Origin of the sequence: Aquitalea sp. ASV11, from assembly GCF_016429185.1 — a bacterium.
Classification (GTDB): Bacteria; Pseudomonadota; Gammaproteobacteria; order Burkholderiales; family Chromobacteriaceae; genus Aquitalea; species Aquitalea pelogenes.
In genome coordinates this window covers 25,977-39,996 of record NZ_JAELUD010000040.1, presented here as the reverse complement: position 1 = coordinate 39,996, position 14,020 = coordinate 25,977, and the positions used below count along the sequence as shown (strand labels likewise).

Annotated in this window: 17 protein-coding genes; 4 read left to right on the top strand and 13 right to left on the bottom strand. The window is 62.8% G+C overall.

The features are described 5' to 3' along the window. On the top strand, window positions 1–309 hold a 309-nt coding region (locus tag JHD62_RS13535), incomplete at its 5' end, for a nitroreductase family protein (protein WP_199103337.1). On the opposite strand, the gene JHD62_RS13530 is transcribed toward JHD62_RS13535, so the two are convergent. The 3 genes from JHD62_RS13530 to JHD62_RS13520 form a co-directional block, all read right to left on the bottom strand. Then, window positions 296–1,186, bottom strand: a complete 891-nt coding sequence (locus JHD62_RS13530; RefSeq protein ID WP_199103336.1) for a class I SAM-dependent methyltransferase — start codon at window positions 1,184–1,186, stop codon at window positions 296–298. The two genes, JHD62_RS13535 and JHD62_RS13530, sit on opposite strands and share 14 nt — an antisense overlap. Window positions 1,187–1,219: 33 nt before the next feature. Then, window positions 1,220–1,984 carry a glycosyltransferase family 2 protein gene (locus JHD62_RS13525; protein WP_199103335.1) on the bottom strand — a complete coding sequence of 255 codons (765 nt, stop codon included), beginning with the start codon at window positions 1,982–1,984 and terminating at the stop codon, window positions 1,220–1,222. Between the two features lie 113 nt (window positions 1,985–2,097). Then, the gene (locus tag JHD62_RS13520) at window positions 2,098–2,853 is read right to left on the bottom strand and encodes a 1-acyl-sn-glycerol-3-phosphate acyltransferase (protein ID WP_199103334.1); all 756 of its coding nucleotides are present in this window, start codon (window positions 2,851–2,853) and stop codon (window positions 2,098–2,100) included. Between the two features lie 261 nt (window positions 2,854–3,114). Between JHD62_RS13520 and JHD62_RS13515 the strand changes: the two genes are divergently transcribed. Genes JHD62_RS13515 through JHD62_RS13505 form a run of 3 tightly spaced genes read left to right on the top strand, consistent with a single transcriptional unit; the run spans window position 3,115 to window position 5,150 of the window. Next, complete coding sequence (locus JHD62_RS13515) at window positions 3,115–3,393, top strand: acyl carrier protein (RefSeq protein WP_199103333.1); 279 nt, start codon at window positions 3,115–3,117, stop codon at window positions 3,391–3,393. After that, window positions 3,394–4,650, top strand: a complete 1,257-nt coding sequence (locus tag JHD62_RS13510) for a beta-ketoacyl-[acyl-carrier-protein] synthase family protein (protein WP_199103332.1) — start codon at window positions 3,394–3,396, stop codon at window positions 4,648–4,650. Further along, window positions 4,647–5,150, top strand: a complete 504-nt coding sequence (locus JHD62_RS13505) for a 3-hydroxyacyl-ACP dehydratase FabZ family protein (RefSeq protein WP_045847450.1) — start codon at window positions 4,647–4,649, stop codon at window positions 5,148–5,150. The genes JHD62_RS13510 and JHD62_RS13505 overlap by 4 nt, the downstream gene beginning before the upstream one ends. A 25-nt stretch (window positions 5,151–5,175) precedes the next feature. On the opposite strand, the gene fabG is transcribed toward JHD62_RS13505, so the two are convergent. The 10 genes from fabG to JHD62_RS13455 are packed head-to-tail and all read right to left on the bottom strand — an operon-like array spanning window position 5,176 to window position 14,019. After that, a complete protein-coding gene (fabG, locus tag JHD62_RS13500) occupies window positions 5,176–5,895 on the bottom strand; it encodes a 3-oxoacyl-ACP reductase FabG (RefSeq protein ID WP_199103331.1) in 720 nt (239 codons plus the stop codon). Then, on the bottom strand, window positions 5,892–6,359 hold the full coding sequence (locus JHD62_RS13495) for a 3-hydroxylacyl-ACP dehydratase (protein ID WP_199103330.1): 468 nt from the start codon (window positions 6,357–6,359) through the stop codon (window positions 5,892–5,894). The genes fabG and JHD62_RS13495 overlap by 4 nt, the downstream gene beginning before the upstream one ends. Then, complete coding sequence (locus tag JHD62_RS13490; RefSeq protein ID WP_199103329.1) at window positions 6,356–7,150, bottom strand: beta-ketoacyl synthase chain length factor; 795 nt, start codon at window positions 7,148–7,150, stop codon at window positions 6,356–6,358. Before JHD62_RS13490 ends, JHD62_RS13495 begins: the two co-directional genes overlap by 4 nt. Then, window positions 7,147–8,352, bottom strand: coding sequence for a beta-ketoacyl-[acyl-carrier-protein] synthase family protein (locus JHD62_RS13485; RefSeq protein ID WP_199103328.1), 1,206 nt, complete (start codon window positions 8,350–8,352; stop codon window positions 7,147–7,149). Before JHD62_RS13485 ends, JHD62_RS13490 begins: the two co-directional genes overlap by 4 nt. Before the next feature lie 37 nt (window positions 8,353–8,389). Then, window positions 8,390–9,217 carry a polysaccharide deacetylase family protein gene (locus JHD62_RS13480; RefSeq protein WP_199103327.1) on the bottom strand — a complete coding sequence of 276 codons (828 nt, stop codon included), beginning with the start codon at window positions 9,215–9,217 and terminating at the stop codon, window positions 8,390–8,392. After that, window positions 9,214–9,891: an alpha/beta hydrolase-fold protein gene (locus JHD62_RS13475; protein WP_199103326.1), complete on the bottom strand. Its 678-nt coding sequence runs from the start codon at window positions 9,889–9,891 to the stop codon at window positions 9,214–9,216. Before JHD62_RS13475 ends, JHD62_RS13480 begins: the two co-directional genes overlap by 4 nt. Further along, entirely contained in the window at window positions 9,875–12,214 is a 2,340-nt protein-coding gene (locus JHD62_RS13470) for an MMPL family transporter (RefSeq protein WP_199103325.1), read from the bottom strand. The genes JHD62_RS13475 and JHD62_RS13470 overlap by 17 nt, the downstream gene beginning before the upstream one ends. After that, complete coding sequence (locus tag JHD62_RS13465) at window positions 12,211–12,816, bottom strand: LolA-related protein (protein WP_199103324.1); 606 nt, start codon at window positions 12,814–12,816, stop codon at window positions 12,211–12,213. Before JHD62_RS13465 ends, JHD62_RS13470 begins: the two co-directional genes overlap by 4 nt. Continuing rightward, entirely contained in the window at window positions 12,806–13,723 is a 918-nt protein-coding gene (locus JHD62_RS13460; protein ID WP_052694117.1) for an acyl-CoA synthetase, read from the bottom strand. Before JHD62_RS13460 ends, JHD62_RS13465 begins: the two co-directional genes overlap by 11 nt. Further along, window positions 13,720–14,019 carry a 3-hydroxyacyl-ACP dehydratase FabZ family protein gene (locus tag JHD62_RS13455; RefSeq protein ID WP_199103323.1) on the bottom strand — a complete coding sequence of 100 codons (300 nt, stop codon included), beginning with the start codon at window positions 14,017–14,019 and terminating at the stop codon, window positions 13,720–13,722. Before JHD62_RS13455 ends, JHD62_RS13460 begins: the two co-directional genes overlap by 4 nt. Window position 14,020: the final 1 nt, after the last annotated feature.

The following is a 14,020-nucleotide window of genomic DNA, read 5'->3' as shown; positions in this document are numbered from 1 at the left end:
GGCCAGCACCGTGGCCGTTCGCACTTCGTCAACATGCACCGTTTCGAGTTGCGTGATGCACACCACTGGATGGAAAAACAGGTTTACCTGGCGGTGGGCACCCTGTTGCTGGGGGCGGCCGCCATGCAGATTGATGCCTGCCCGATCGAAGGATTCGACCAGAAAGTGCTGGATGAAGAACTGGGCCTGCGCGCCAAGGGTTTCACCAGCGCCGTGATCGTGGCACTGGGCTATCGCAGCGACAGCGACTTCAACGCCACCCTGCCCAAGTCGCGCCTGCCGGCCGACAGCGTCATTACCCGTCTGTAAGCACCAGGCCGTCCGGCAGCCGCAGGCCACCCGGATGGAACCAGCGCAGCAGATTGTGCAGGTCGCGGCGCTCCCCCGGCTCCAGTTGCTGATAAGCAAGCTGCACACGCTGTTGCAGGCCGGGGTCGACCACGCGGCGTGGCGCACTGCGCAGCACCACCATGAAAGGGGCGAGCGCCGTGTGGAAACAGGCCGGAGCATTGGCCAGCATGGCAGCTGCCTGCTGCAACTCTGTCAGGCTGAACGCAGCTTGCAGGGAATTCAGAAAATCAGCCGTGAAGGCAGGCGACTGCAAGTCCATGCGGTCGTAAGCAAAGAAGCGCTGCGTGGCACGGCGCTTGAGGCGGCCAAAATCAGCCAGATATACGCCTCCCTGCGGGCGCAGGATGCGCGCAATCTGCTGCATGCAATGCTGCAAGGCCGTGTTGTCCATCAGATGATGCAGCGACATGGAGCACAGCACCACGTCCGTGCTGGCAGCAGCCATGCCATCCAGCCGGGTCATGTCGCCCTGTTGCAGGCTGACATTGTGCACACCAGCCTCGCGCAGGTTCTGCTCTGCCAGCTCCAGCATGCGCATCGAAGCATCCATGCCGACAAAATGCGCATCCGGATGCAGGCGGGCATGGCGCAACAGCTGGTTGGCCGGGCCACAGGCCAGGTCCAGCACCACATCGCCCGGCGCTATCAGCGGTGCCGACATCAAGGCATGAAACAGGTAGATATAGTTGAGAATGCCCTGATCCTTGCCACTGTCGGCAAAGGCTGCCACCTGCTGCGGGTCCTCCATCACCGCCGCCGCTTCCGGAATACGCGGCAGCGGATGACGCGCCAGCTGCTCCAGCAGCAGATGGAAAATCATGACGGGTGCAGACATGAAATCAACCGGTTTTCAGAGAATTGCTGCCGTTTAGCGCGGCTGCACGGCACGCCGGTACAACAACAGCGGCAGGCGCAGTGCAAAACCGAACATCAGCCGGATGTGCATCCAGGTCAGCAGGCGGTTATCGCGCCAGTAATTGAAATGGGACACTCCGCCCTCGTCAGCCTGAAAGTACTTGACCGGCGATGGCAGGTTAAGCGGCGGAACCCCGGCCCAGCACAGGCGCACCACGGCTTCCGGGTCGAAGTCAAAACGGCGCATCCAGCGCTGGCGCTGCATGATGCGGCGCAAGGGCGCCACCGGATACACGCGAAAACCGAACAGCGAATCGCCTATTCCCATCCACAGGGTTTCCAGATTGGCCCACCAGTTGGAAATCTTGCGCCCCTTCACCCGCAGGCTGGGCGCACTGGCATCGAAAACCGGCACGCCCAGTACCATGGCTTGCGGCTGTTGTTGCGAGGTGGCCATGAATAAGGGAATCTGCGCCACCGGGTGCTGGCCGTCCGAATCCATGCACAGCACATGGGTGAATCCCTGCCGGCTGGCCTGATCCAGCCCATGCAGCACGGCGGCCCCCTTGCCACTGTTTTGCGGCAGCACGAACACCTGCAGGCCGTGGTCTTCAGCAGCCATGCGCTGCAAGCCTTCGGCCGAGCCATCGTCGCTACCATCCACGATCACCCACACCGGCGACCATTGCTGACGCGCAGCGCGCACCGTGTCATATACCTTGGGGCCGGGGTTATAACTGGGAATCAGAACCACATGGGTGGAAGAAGGTGTAGGCATGGCAGGCAGAAAATGATTGGACACCGCAATGCGGCGATGCTGTGGAAACGGGAAAGGACATTAGCCGATGACAGTCGGCATGGTCAATCCCGCGTGGAAAACCGGCCGCTGTTTTACAAATGCAGTTGCGGGTCAATCGAGCGCTCTAGCGTGCGCAGGTAATAGTCCTGAATACGCTGCGTCATTTCATCACGACTGGCTGATGCTTCGAAATGCTCACCCGGAATTGCCCGATATATCAAGGGAAACTCCGGAGGTCGCCATATTTTCCAGCCTTTGCTCAAATAAGGCGAATTAGTGCTAATCAGAATGGTTTGTAATGGAGCTTGTGCTCTTTTGGCAATCAGCGCGACTGCTTCACCCATCTCATTCACCGGCTGGCGCGTGGTACGCGTGCCTTCCGGAAATATCATCAATACCTTGCCATCACGTACGGCGTGAATGGCGGCACGAAACATCAACTCCGGATGACGGTTTGAAATAAAACCCGCCAGATAAGCCCCCGCCCCCAGAAACAGATTGGAACTGATGCTGGCCTTCATCAGGCACACCACATGCGGCAGGCGGGAAAAAATGAGAAATGCGTCGATCATGCTGGGATGATTGGCAATCAGCACGGTACGCCGACAGCTGCCCAGCCGGTCCAGCGCGCGCAAATCCAGCTGCATCAGGCCACTGGCCTCGGCACCGGCCAGAAAACAGCGGCAAATCAGGCTGATGGCGCGCTGCACCAGCGGTTCACGCAAGGCGCGCGGTGTCAGCAGCAACGGCAGCACCGCCAGATTGCCCAATAACAACATTGACCCCAGCCAGCACAACATCAGATAAAACAGCAGGATCTGGCCCAAGCGCACACAGCGATACCACATTATTTCACTTCACTTCTCGTTGACTGCCCGCCGCATTTAAAGCGCGAGCGAATTGGCCATACCCGGCAGCCATTTCAACCGGCCAGGATGGGTCGGGAAAGTGCAACATACCGGACAGTAATACAACCGGGTATTCAATGCAGATGGATAGGACATGCTTGAAATCACCCGCAGGCAAGCCGAGCCAAGTCAAACCGGGGTCATGATTTTACTATATAATCTTGCCTCCTTGCTGCATGCAACGCTCGGGATTGAATGCTTATGCTAGAAGAAATCATCAAAAACTATCTGATCAATACCAAAGGCAAAGACGCTGCATTGTTTGATGATCCGAACCTGCAAATGTCTGCCCTGGGCCTGGATTCGCTCGATATGGTCGAGATGCTGTTTGAAATCGAAGATCGCTGCGGTTTTCAATTGCCCGACCCCACCCGCTACCCGAAAATGGGTTTTGCCGAAATGCTGGCCGATATCGAAGCCGCCATCCGCGCCCACAATGACGGCGAAATGCCCGACCTGAGCCTGGAAGCGGGGCAATAAGTGGCACAGGTCCTGATTACCGGCATGGGAGCCATCAGCCCGCTGGGGGCAGACCTTCCCACCAGTTTTGCCCGTGCGCTGGAAGGCCACTGCGCCATTGGCAGCGCGCCGGCCAGTATTGCCAAATGGCTGCCCGACATCCTGCTGGCCCCGGCGGCCAGCGAACCGCTGCCCCTGCTGGACAGCAAACATGCCGGGTTGGACCGTGCCAGCCAGTTTGCCCTGGTTGCCGCAGGCGAAGCGCTGCAACAGGCCAGCTTTCCGGCCCAGCCGGAAAACAGCCGCCGTGTAGGCGTATTCGTCGGTATCGGCTTTGGCGGTGCCCACACGCTGGACGGGCTGTACGATCGCTTCCAGGCGGCAGTCAACAGCAATGGCAAGCGCAATCCGGCCATGGTGCACCCGCTGTCCGTACCCAGGATGATGGCCAACGCCGCAGCCGCGGCCATTTCCATGAGCCATGGTTTCAAGGGCCCCAGCAATACCTATTCCATTGCCTGCGCCTCCTCCGCCGCCGCCATTGGCGAGGCCTTCCGCGCCATTCGTGACGGCTATCTGGATGCTGCGGTGGTAGTAGGCTGCGAAGCCATGCTGACACCGGGTTCCATCCTGGCCTGGAATGCCTTGCGGGTGATGGCCAAACCCCATGCCGCCGACCCGGCGCGCAGTTGCCGCCCGTTTTCGCTGGACCGCAGCGGCTTTGTGCTGGGTGAAGGCGCGGCGGCCATGGTGCTGGAAAGTGCCGCCCATGCCAGTACGCGACAACAGGCCGCGCTGGGCGAAGTGTGCGGCTATGGTTGCAGCAGCGATGCGGCCCATCTGACTGCGCCTTCCAGCGACGAACAGGTGTATGCGATGCAACAGGCGCTGGCCGATGCCGGGCTGCAAGCCAGCGACATCCAGTACCTGAATGCCCATGGTACGGCGACGCAAACCGGCGATGTGGTGGAAACCGAGTCCATCCGCACGGTGTTCGGTGGCCGTGAAGATAGCGCGCTTGCCATCAGTTCCACCAAGTCCATGCACGGCCACCTGATCGGTGCCAGCGGCATTCTGGAATTCGCCCTGGCAGTGATGGCGATGAACAGCGGCTCCCTGCCACCCACCGCCACGCTGGAAACGCCGGACCCGCGGTGCGATCTGGATTTCATCCCGCTGCATGCCCGTCACGGCTGCACGGTGAATGCCATCATGTCCAACTCTTTTGCCTTCGGTGGCAGCAATGTCTCGCTGGTGGCCAGGCGGTATGCGGCATGAGTGCTGACTATCACTACCCCATGCTGCTGGCGCGGGAGGACATTGCCGCCATCCTGCCGCACCGCGGTGCCATTTTCGTGTGCGAGCAGCTGTGTATTGAAGGGCCGCACCAGTTTCATGGCACGGCGCGCTGGCCGCGTGACAATGCGGTGATAGCAGGTCACTTCCCCGGCCTGCCGCTGGTGCCGGGGGTGATGCTGATCGAATCCATGGCGCAGTTTGCCGGTGCCGGCCTGCTGGCGGGCGACCCTTATGTGAAAACCCTGCCGGAAGATTCGATCGGCGTGCTGGCCGCAGTACGCAACTGCTGGTTCAAACAGCCGGTACAGCCGGACTGTGCAGTGGATTTCTTCATCCAGTGCCGTCAGGTGGCACCTTTGCTGGTGCAGGTGAATGCCCAGGTGAAAGTGGCAGATGCCGACGTGGCCAAGCTGGAAATCGCGCTGGCTTACGCACCGCGTGCGCAACTGGTCGCCCAGTTGGAGGCTGACAAGGCATAAAGCCGGTCAGCCTGCCTGCACAGCCTTACAGCATGCCGCCGTTGATGGAAATCACCTGGCCGCTGATATAAGCCGCCTGTTCCGACGCCAGAAACGCCACCAGGCTGGCCACTTCCTCTGGCTGCCCTACCCGCTTCATCGGCACCAGCTGGGCCACCATTTCCTTGTCGAACACGTCCTTGCTCATGTCCGAGGCAATGATGCCCGGCGCCACCGCATTGACGGTGATGCCACGGCTGGCCAGCTCCAGCGACAGCGAGCGGGTGGCCCCATGCAGCGCACTCTTGGCCGCCGCGTAGTTGGTCTGACCGCGATTGCCGGCAAGACCCGCCACCGAGGTGATATTGATGATGCGCCCCCAGCGGGTGCGTATCATCGGCATGGTCAATGGCTGGGTGACATTGAAAAAACCGTGCAGCGAAACGTCGATCACCCGGTGCCACTGCGCCGGCTGCATGCCGGGAAACACCGCGTCGTCGTGGATGCCGGCATTGTTCACCAGCACCTGGACCGGGCCTTGTTCCAGAATACGCTCCAGCACTGCCGCGCTGGCTGCGGCATCCGCCACGTCAAACTGTACTGCCTCGGCACTGTAGCCCTGCTCGCGCAGCGACTGGCCCAGTGCTTCTGCCGCTGCCAGATTGCTGTTGGCGTGAATGATGACGTGAAAACCATCTACCGCCAGACGCTGGCAGATGGCGGCACCGATGGCACCACTGCCACCGGTGATGAGGGCGCGTTTCATGACGACTCCCGGGAAGAAGTGGAAAGCGGGGCCAGGGCGGCAGCATTGAGCACCACGCCCAGCCGGCCACTGGCCAGCAGACGCCCGCCGGATGACACGGCAAAACGGTACATGGCGGTAATCTCGTTGCCGGACAGACGTTCGGCCTGCACTTGCAAGACACCGTCCAGATCATCCAGCCGCTGGCAGTGCCAGCTGGCTTCGCGCACGCTGGTGAGATAACCGGCGCGCGGCGGGGCGGCATCGCCAGCCAGCAAGCTGCCATGCAGTGCCATGGCCTGGGCGGCATATTCGATGGCATTGGCCACGCCCAGCCGTCCGGCTGCGCGCAAGGGGTTGTCCGCCAGCAGATGGCTGCGGGTCTGGCAGACGATCTGTTCCGCATCCCAGCGCTCCACACTGTCCAGCAGACACATGCTGCCCTGGTGCGGAATGCGTGCGGCAATGGCCTTGCGGTCCATCATGCTTGCACCGTGACGGCCAGACGGCAGTCATCCAGATAATCCAGCACCACCCGCCCTGCGCCACCCTGTGCCAGCAATTGCAGCAAGGGCAGGCTGCGCGCAGCCGGAATGGTTTGCCGCAGCTGTTCCAGCGCGGCATCGGCCATGGTGCTGGCAGCTTCATTGCACAGCGACAGCTGCAAGGCGGCGCTGCTGCGATCGCTACGGCGCGCACTCAATACCATGCCCACACCCATCGGGTAAGGAATGGGACGCTGTGCATACAGGGGTTGCGGATAGGCGGTATCAAACGCCACCAACAGGCCGCTGTCACCACTGGCCTGCACCTGGGTTACCGTTTCCAGCAAACCGGCGGCGAAGGTGGCATCGTAAGCGCACAGGCTGGTGGAAGCCGCGGTGCAGCCGGTGGCAATGCCCCAGTAACCGGCCGGGGCATTGTGTACCGAGTTGTGAAAACGGGTGGGGGAGACCAGCCGCTGGTCGGAGGCCAGTACATCCAGCAGGTTGTGACAGTTGTCGCAGTCGCCACCGGTGGAGCAGAACACATTGGCCAGCATGGCTGCATCGGCCCCGGCTGCTTCGACGGCGGCAAAGCCGGTAGCCATGGCCAGCTTGACGGCAGCGCCCACGCGTCGCCGTTCGGTAGCAGGCAAGGCGGTGACCGGTGGCAGGCAGACGTCTGCCACGGCAAATGGCTGCTCGCCGCGCAGACAGGCCGCGGCGGCGTTCCAGTCCGCCATGCCCGGGCCCAGTACGCTCAGGCCATCCAGATAGATTGTTGCTGTGCTCATGCCGTCACCCGCGAAAAAACCAGACTGCAATTACTGCCGCCAAAACCGAAAGAATTGTTCAGTACATGCTGCAAGGGCTGTTGCTGATTGTGCAGCAGGTAATTGACCGGCAGGGCCGGATCCAGCGTGCTGGTGCCAACGCCGCCAGGCAGCAGGCCGTCGCGCAGTGCCAGCACACAGAAAATGGCTTCGATGCCACCCGCCGCGCCCAGCGTATGGCCGGTATGGCCCTTGGTGGAGCTGCACGGCGTGCCTTGGCCAAACAGCGTCAGCACGGCTGCGCCTTCGGCGGCATCGTTGCTGGGCGTGGCCGTGCCGTGCAGATTGATGTAGCCGATGTCGTCCGGCTGCAAACCGGCCATCTGCAAGGCTTGCTGCATGGCCATGCGCGCACCCAGCCCTTCCGGGTGGGGCGAGGACATATGGTAGGCATCGCTGCTTTCACCTACGCCAGTCAGCAGGATCTCGCCCTCGCCTGCACCCCCATCTGCGCCATCAGCACGCTCCAGCAGCACATACGCCGCGCCTTCGCCAATCGAAATGCCATCGCGCGCGGCATCAAACGGGCGACAGGGTTCGCCCGACACCAGTTGCAGCGAGGAAAAACCGTAAATGGTGGTCAGGCACAGGCTGTCCACGCCACCGACAATGGCAGCGTCGATCAGCCCGGCAGCCAGCATGCGCTGCGCCGTGCCAAACACCTTGGCGCTGGAAGAACAGGCGGTGGACACCACACAGGCCGGGCCGCTCAAGGCAAAATGCTTGCGCACGAAATCCGCCACCGAATAGGCATTGTGGGTTTCGCGGTAATGCAGCCAGTCAGGCAGGCTGCCGCTGGCCGGGTCGCGCTCGCGATAGGCCAGCTCGGAATTGAGAATGCCGGAGGTGCTGGACCCCAGAAACACGCCGATGCGGCCTGCGCCATGACGGGCCTTGGCGGCGTCGATCTGTTCGGCAAAACCATCCTGCTGCAAGCCAAGCAAGGCCAGGCGGTTGTTGCGGCAGTCGTAGGCGGCCAGTCCTGCGGGCAGGGTGATGTCGTCCACACCGGCCACTTCACCGATACAGACATCAAACTCCACCGTTTCCCAGCGTTTTTTGACAATGCCGCCACGCTGTTCGCGCAGTGCGGCCAGATGTGGTTCCACCCCACGGCCCAGGGCGGTGGTGAGGGTATAGGCGCTAAGTCTGAGAGCTTGCATAGACAACCGATGAATCAGCTTGGATTGAAAAACGGGCTCAGCTTGAGCGCTTGGCCGCAGCCGGTGCGGGTGAACAGGCTTGTGGCAGCGTCACGGCCTGTAGCTGGCGGCGGGACAATTCTTCCAGCAGGCGCGGCAGCACCTGCAAGATGACCGGCGTACCGTCTGCCATGCGGGCGGCATTGCCATCGTGCAGCAGCAGTATATCGCCTGCAGCCAGCTGACGGGTCAGTCTGGCGTACACCAGGGCCGGGTCCCGGACGCGCGTATCATAGCCACGGCGCGTCCAGCTCGCAAGAAACACCCCCAGGCGCTGCAATACCGGTTCCAGCAGCGGGTTGCGCAAACCGGCAATCGGGCGGAAAAACTGCGGCGCACGGCCGGTGATGGCCTGCAAGGTGGCCTGACCCTCCCCCACTTCACGCCGCCAGCCCGCAAGCCCGAATAACGATGTGTGCTTGCGATGCCGCTGGCCATGGTTTTCCACCGCATGGCCTTCTTGCGCCGCCTGACGCACCAGCTCCGGATAACGCGCCGCGCGCTCGCCGATGCAGAAGAAAGTGGCTTGCACCTGATAACGCCGCAGGATGTCCAGCACCGCCGGGGTAACCGCCGGGTCCGGCCCGTCATCAATGGTGATGGCCACTTCGCCACGGCGGATGGCGGCTGGCGGCAAGCGGGTCAGGTTCGGCCCCAGCAGCGTGCTGCGCGGCAGCAGGCCCAGCAGCGCAATCAGCCCGTGCAAACCCACCAGCAAGGCCAGCAGGCCCGGCCACCATGCCGGCTGCCAGCACAGCAGCAACACGGCCAGCAAATGCAGCGCCAGGCACAGCTTGATGAATGGGGAAAACACCAGCGTGTTCATGTCTCGTCCTTCTGCCCCGGCACATATTGCGCCAGCGGGCCATGTTCCAGCCAGTGCTGCCATTGCTGCTGCCACACCGGCCAGCTGTGATCTCCCGCCATGCGGTGTACCTGCGCTGCTGGCAGCAGGCTGGCCAGCAATTGCTGTCCGGCAACAAAACGGTCGTCGTCGGCCAGGCTCAGCCACACCGGGCAGCGCGTGGTTTCTTGCTGCCGGGCCAGCCAGTGCCACCAGCGTCGTTCGTCCTGCAAACCGGGCGAAGCATCCGCCCAGGCCTGCGGCCCGCCAGCTTGTCGGATTTCCTGCAGGATGTCGGCAGTACCGGGATAGGGAGCCAGCAAGAAGATGCCGCTCAGGTGTTCAGCATACACTGCCGCATAGTGCAGGGCATTGAAGGCACCCAGAGAAATTCCGGCCAGCCAGATGCTGCGGTAGCCTTGCCCAATGGCCGGCGTCAGCACCGCCTGATGCAGGCTCTGGGCCACGGTACCGGCCAGCACCTGCTGGTAGCCTACATCGGCCAGCACGATGTCCAGCGGCAGGCCGCGCGCGCGCACTGCCGCCACCATGCCCTGCGCCAGCATGTCTTCCAGGCTGGCCTTGGCCGGCGGCAGCAGCACCAGCAAGCTGTCGGCGCGCTGTCCGGCGCGCCAGCTATCAGTCAGACAGCGCACGCGGGGTCATCCTTGCCATCATGGCGGCAAACACCAGCGCCAGCAGCGCGCCAATGGCCACCGTGCTGCCGATATAGGACAGCACCGGCACGCTGGAGCTGCCCAGCAAGCCAAAGCTGGTGACGGTGGCCAGATTGGCCACCACCAGCGACACTTCCACCTGGCGCTGCTCGGCCGCGCTGCCCAGTTGCTGCTTGTTGGCAAAAAACAGCGCGTAATTGGAGCCAATGGCCACCACCAGCAGCAGGCCCACCAGATGCAGAATGGTCAGCTGAATGCCACAGGCATCCAGCAGTGCCACGGTACACAGCACCGCACAGCCCAGCGGAATGGTGACGCGCGCCGCTTGCAGCCAGCCGCAGCTCACCCCCAACAGCAGCAGGATGGCCAGACTGCCCAGCGAGGAGAACAACAAGGCTTCGTGGGTGTAGCTATCGAAAATGGCGGTGGTTTCTTCCAGCAGGTCAATCACCGTCACCTGCCCCAGCTGCTGGGCAGCCAGTGCCGCACGCACCTTGTCCAGCGCGATGTTTTCACCACTGGCCGGACGCAGCGGCATCAGCACCAGATAACTGCCAGGCCGCTTGATCAGCATGGAGTCCAGCAGCACGCTGGCCGCGCTGCCATGCAGGCTGGCACGGCTGAGCAATGCTTGCTGCTGCGCACGCGTCACATCGCTGACAAAACCTTGCAGCTGAGACGCATCCACCGGCAGGCCTTGCAGTGCTGCTGCCAGGCGTGGTGCGGCCTCTCCCGCTGGCGGCAAGGCAGCCTGCCGCGCACGCTGGGTGGCGATGCTAGGCAGCAGTTCGTCCGGGGTATGGAAGCCGCCAATCACGTTCTGCCGGTTCAATTGCTGCAATACCCGGCGCGTGCGCTCGGCCAGTTGCAGGGCACTTTCCTGATCCGGCGCGCTGAAGCTGGCTACATAGCGCATGTCATTGCCGCCCAGATCGGCCCGCAGTTCGGCATCCAACTTGTTCTGCGCGGGCGAGGTGGAACTGAGCGCATTGAGCTGGCGGTTCCAGATGTCCTGATGATGCAGCACCAGCACCGCCACCGCCGCCAGCATGGCTACCGCCAGCAGCCAGCGCAGCCGGGTCAGGCCGTCCAGTACTTTTTGCAGCAGCAGGCCGGGCTTGCTCAGGTCGCGCAGGTTCAGCCGTGCCGGCATCAACAACGGCAGCACATAGCGCGTCACCAGCGCGGCCGTCACCAGCCCGCTGATGGAATACAGGCCCAGTTGCGACAGGCCGGGGAAGCTGGAACACATCAGCGCGGCAAAGCCGGTGATGGAGGTCAGCACGCCCAGGCGGATGGTGCGCCAGAAGTGCGAGGGGTTACCGCCTCCGGCACGCTGGATGAACAGATAGATGGAGTAATCCACCGCCTCGCCGATCAGCGTGGTGCCAAAGCCCAGCGTCAGGCCATGCACATGACCAAAGCCCAGGCTGACGCTGGCAATGCCCACCAGTGCGCCGGACACCACCGGAATCAGCCCCAGCAGCAATAGCGGCAGCGAGCGGTAGACCAGCAGCAGCAAGGCCACCACCAGCAGGGTACCCAGGGTGGCCAGCCGTTCCACTTCGCCCTGGATGATGTTGCGCGAGGCTACCGAAATGACGCTGGTGCCACTCATCACCAGCCGGGTGTCGGCATGGCGGGCGGGCAGGCTGGCAAAAGCCTGTTTCACATCCTCCAGCGCCGCCGCCTGGGCGTCGGTATTCAGGCCGGACTCGGCCAGTTGCAGCAGCAATACCGCCCGTTTGCCGTCGCGCGACACCCAGATGTCGTTACTGGTGCTGGGCTGGCTTTCACCCATGAACTGCTCGAGGATTTGCAGGGTTTCGCCGGTCGGGTCACGCGGCAGGATTTTCTTGACGATCAGCCCGGCATCGCCGGACATCGCCAGCAGGGTGTCCTGAATGGCCTCATGCATGCCTGCGGCGGTAAAGCGCTGTGGGGTGACGGCCGGGCTCAGCAGGTAGCGGTTGTCAAAGAAATACTGCTGGTCGCGCTGCTGGGTCTGGCGGTCGCCGTTCTGCACCGCGGTAAAGCGCGGATTGCCGGACAGCTTGCCCACCAGCAGGCACGACAGGCGGCCGCGTTCGGCCTCGTCAGCACCTTCAATCCCCACCAGCACCAGCCGGGCAATGGCACCGTCGCGCAGCTGGTCGATCAGCATCTGCTGGCGCGCACTGGGCAGCTTGGGCATGAAGGCGGACAGGTCGGCGACAAAACGGGTCTGGCTGATCACCAGCACCGAGGCCAGCATGGCCGCCAGCCAGATCAGGATGACCGGCTTGAACAATCTGGTTTTCATTTGGCGCTGGTGCCGGTAATGGTCATTTCCGAACGGTCGCCATCCGCCTGCAGAAATTCGATGGTCTTCACCTGGGCGCGGCTACCGGCTATGCGGATCTGGCTGATCACCTTTTGCATGCGTGCTTGCAGCGGTGTCAGCTTGAGCTGCCATTCGTCGCTGCCACCGGACAGCGACGGGGTGTAAAAGCGCTCCAGCGCGCTGCGGTCACCCGACAGGGTGGCGCGGATGCTTTCTACAAAGGCCGACACTTCCGGTCGGTCGGACAGATTCACGCTCATCTTGCGGCCATCGCTGCGCTCCAGCGTCAGCTTGTTGCCTTCCAGCAGCACGGCTTCCGCCTTGGGCTTCAGGGTGCGCTTTTCCAGCCGGTCCGGTGCGGTGAAAGCCAGTTCGCCAGAGGACTCCAGCGGCTGCTTGAGCATGGCGATGTATTTTTTCTCGACAAAGGTGGCGGTGCCGGACTTCTTTTGCCCCAGTTGCTGCATCAGCTCGCTCAGGGAGAAATCGGCGGCATGCAGGCTGCCCGCAGAGAGAAGCACAAACAATCCGGCCAGGGTCTTGCTGATGATGGATACACGCATGATCGGTCTAGCTTTCATCCCAAAAATCGTAAAAATTGAACCAGTTGTACGGATAGGCCCGGCAATGGCGTTCCAGTGCCGCGACGTATTTGTCCAGCAGCGACTGCATGGCTGCCTCACGCCGGGCCCGTACCACGGTAGAAAAGTCTTCCAGCAATTCAAAATGCACCCGGTAGCGATTGCCGCCCAGGTAAATGCCCGCCATGAAATACACCGGCTGCTTGAGCATGGCAGCCATGCGCAGCGGGCCGCTGGGAAAACGGGCGGGTGCGCCCAGCAGCATGCGGCTGAGGTATTCGTCCGGCCCGGCGGCACGGTCGGCCAGAATGCCCACCAGCGCGCCCTCTTCCAGCCGGGCATGCACCTTGAGCATGGCGTCCATGGTGCCCAGCGGAATGATGTCCGGCGCCAGTGCCGGGTTGATGGCATGCAAGGCCTGGTTGATCTGGCGGGCGTTTTCCGGATACATCGCCATGCTCACCTGCATGTCGGGACGAAAACGCGCCATGGCGCGCAGCACTTCGAAGCTGCCCAGATGGGCGCCAAACAGCAACAGGCCCTGCCCGCCTTCCTGATGCCGGTGCAGGGCTTCGGCACCGGACAGGTCGATCTCGAACACATCAAAGCGGTCGCGCAGCAGATACACCCGGTCGTGGATGGTGCTGGCAAAACTCAGCACATGGCGATACACATCGCGCCAGCGCGCCGGGCGTCCCAGGCTGCGCGCCAGATAGCGCCGCGAGGCCTGTACCGCCTTGCCCCCGAACAACACGAAATACATCGCAATACCGTACAGCACCAGCCGGGAACAAGGCCTGCCCAGCCAGCAGGACAGCGCCGACATGATGCGCAACCAGAAGCGGCTGCCGCGCTCCTGCTGCCGCATCCACTGCGGGCTGGCCGGTGCATCGGTCTGCTGGCTCACGCGGCGGGCTCCGCTGTCAGCACAAATTTGCCGTCCGCCACTTTTTCATCACCACGCGAGATGACAAAGGCCACGCTGGCTGCATCCAGTCGCCAGGCCAGTTGCAAGCTGTCGCCCGGCGCGACCGGACGATGGAACTTGGCCTGGGCCAGCCCGGCCAGTTGCACTCCGGCAGCCTGTTCGATGGCCAGTTGCGCATGGTCCAGCAACACCACGCCGGGCAAGACCGGCTGGCCGGGAAAGTGACCGGCATAAGCCGGATGATCGGCGGCTATCACCAGGGGAAGGGTCTGCATG

What these genes read in the sequence shown, in the direction of transcription:
- JHD62_RS13505 (WP_045847450.1), top strand. Translation starts at nt 4,647, where the DNA reads ATGAGTGCTGACTATCACTACCCCATGCTGCTGGCGCGGGAGGACATT.
- JHD62_RS13525 (WP_199103335.1), bottom strand. Translation starts at nt 1,984, where the DNA reads ATGCCTACACCTTCTTCCACCCATGTGGTTCTGATTCCCAGTTATAAC.
- JHD62_RS13520 (WP_199103334.1), bottom strand. Translation starts at nt 2,853, where the DNA reads ATGTGGTATCGCTGTGTGCGCTTGGGCCAGATCCTGCTGTTTTATCTG.
- JHD62_RS13530 (WP_199103336.1), bottom strand. Translation starts at nt 1,186, where the DNA reads ATGTCTGCACCCGTCATGATTTTCCATCTGCTGCTGGAGCAGCTGGCG.
- JHD62_RS13455 (WP_199103323.1), bottom strand. Translation starts at nt 14,019, where the DNA reads ATGCAGACCCTTCCCCTGGTGATAGCCGCCGATCATCCGGCTTATGCC.
- JHD62_RS13480 (WP_199103327.1), bottom strand. Translation starts at nt 9,217, where the DNA reads ATGAACACGCTGGTGTTTTCCCCATTCATCAAGCTGTGCCTGGCGCTG.
- JHD62_RS13515 (WP_199103333.1), top strand. Translation starts at nt 3,115, where the DNA reads ATGCTAGAAGAAATCATCAAAAACTATCTGATCAATACCAAAGGCAAA.
- JHD62_RS13485 (WP_199103328.1), bottom strand. Translation starts at nt 8,352, where the DNA reads ATGCAAGCTCTCAGACTTAGCGCCTATACCCTCACCACCGCCCTGGGC.
- JHD62_RS13470 (WP_199103325.1), bottom strand. Translation starts at nt 12,214, where the DNA reads ATGAAAACCAGATTGTTCAAGCCGGTCATCCTGATCTGGCTGGCGGCC.
- JHD62_RS13465 (WP_199103324.1), bottom strand. Translation starts at nt 12,816, where the DNA reads ATGAAAGCTAGACCGATCATGCGTGTATCCATCATCAGCAAGACCCTG.
- JHD62_RS13495 (WP_199103330.1), bottom strand. Translation starts at nt 6,359, where the DNA reads ATGATGGACCGCAAGGCCATTGCCGCACGCATTCCGCACCAGGGCAGC.
- JHD62_RS13490 (WP_199103329.1), bottom strand. Translation starts at nt 7,150, where the DNA reads ATGAGCACAGCAACAATCTATCTGGATGGCCTGAGCGTACTGGGCCCG.
- fabG (WP_199103331.1), bottom strand. Translation starts at nt 5,895, where the DNA reads ATGAAACGCGCCCTCATCACCGGTGGCAGTGGTGCCATCGGTGCCGCC.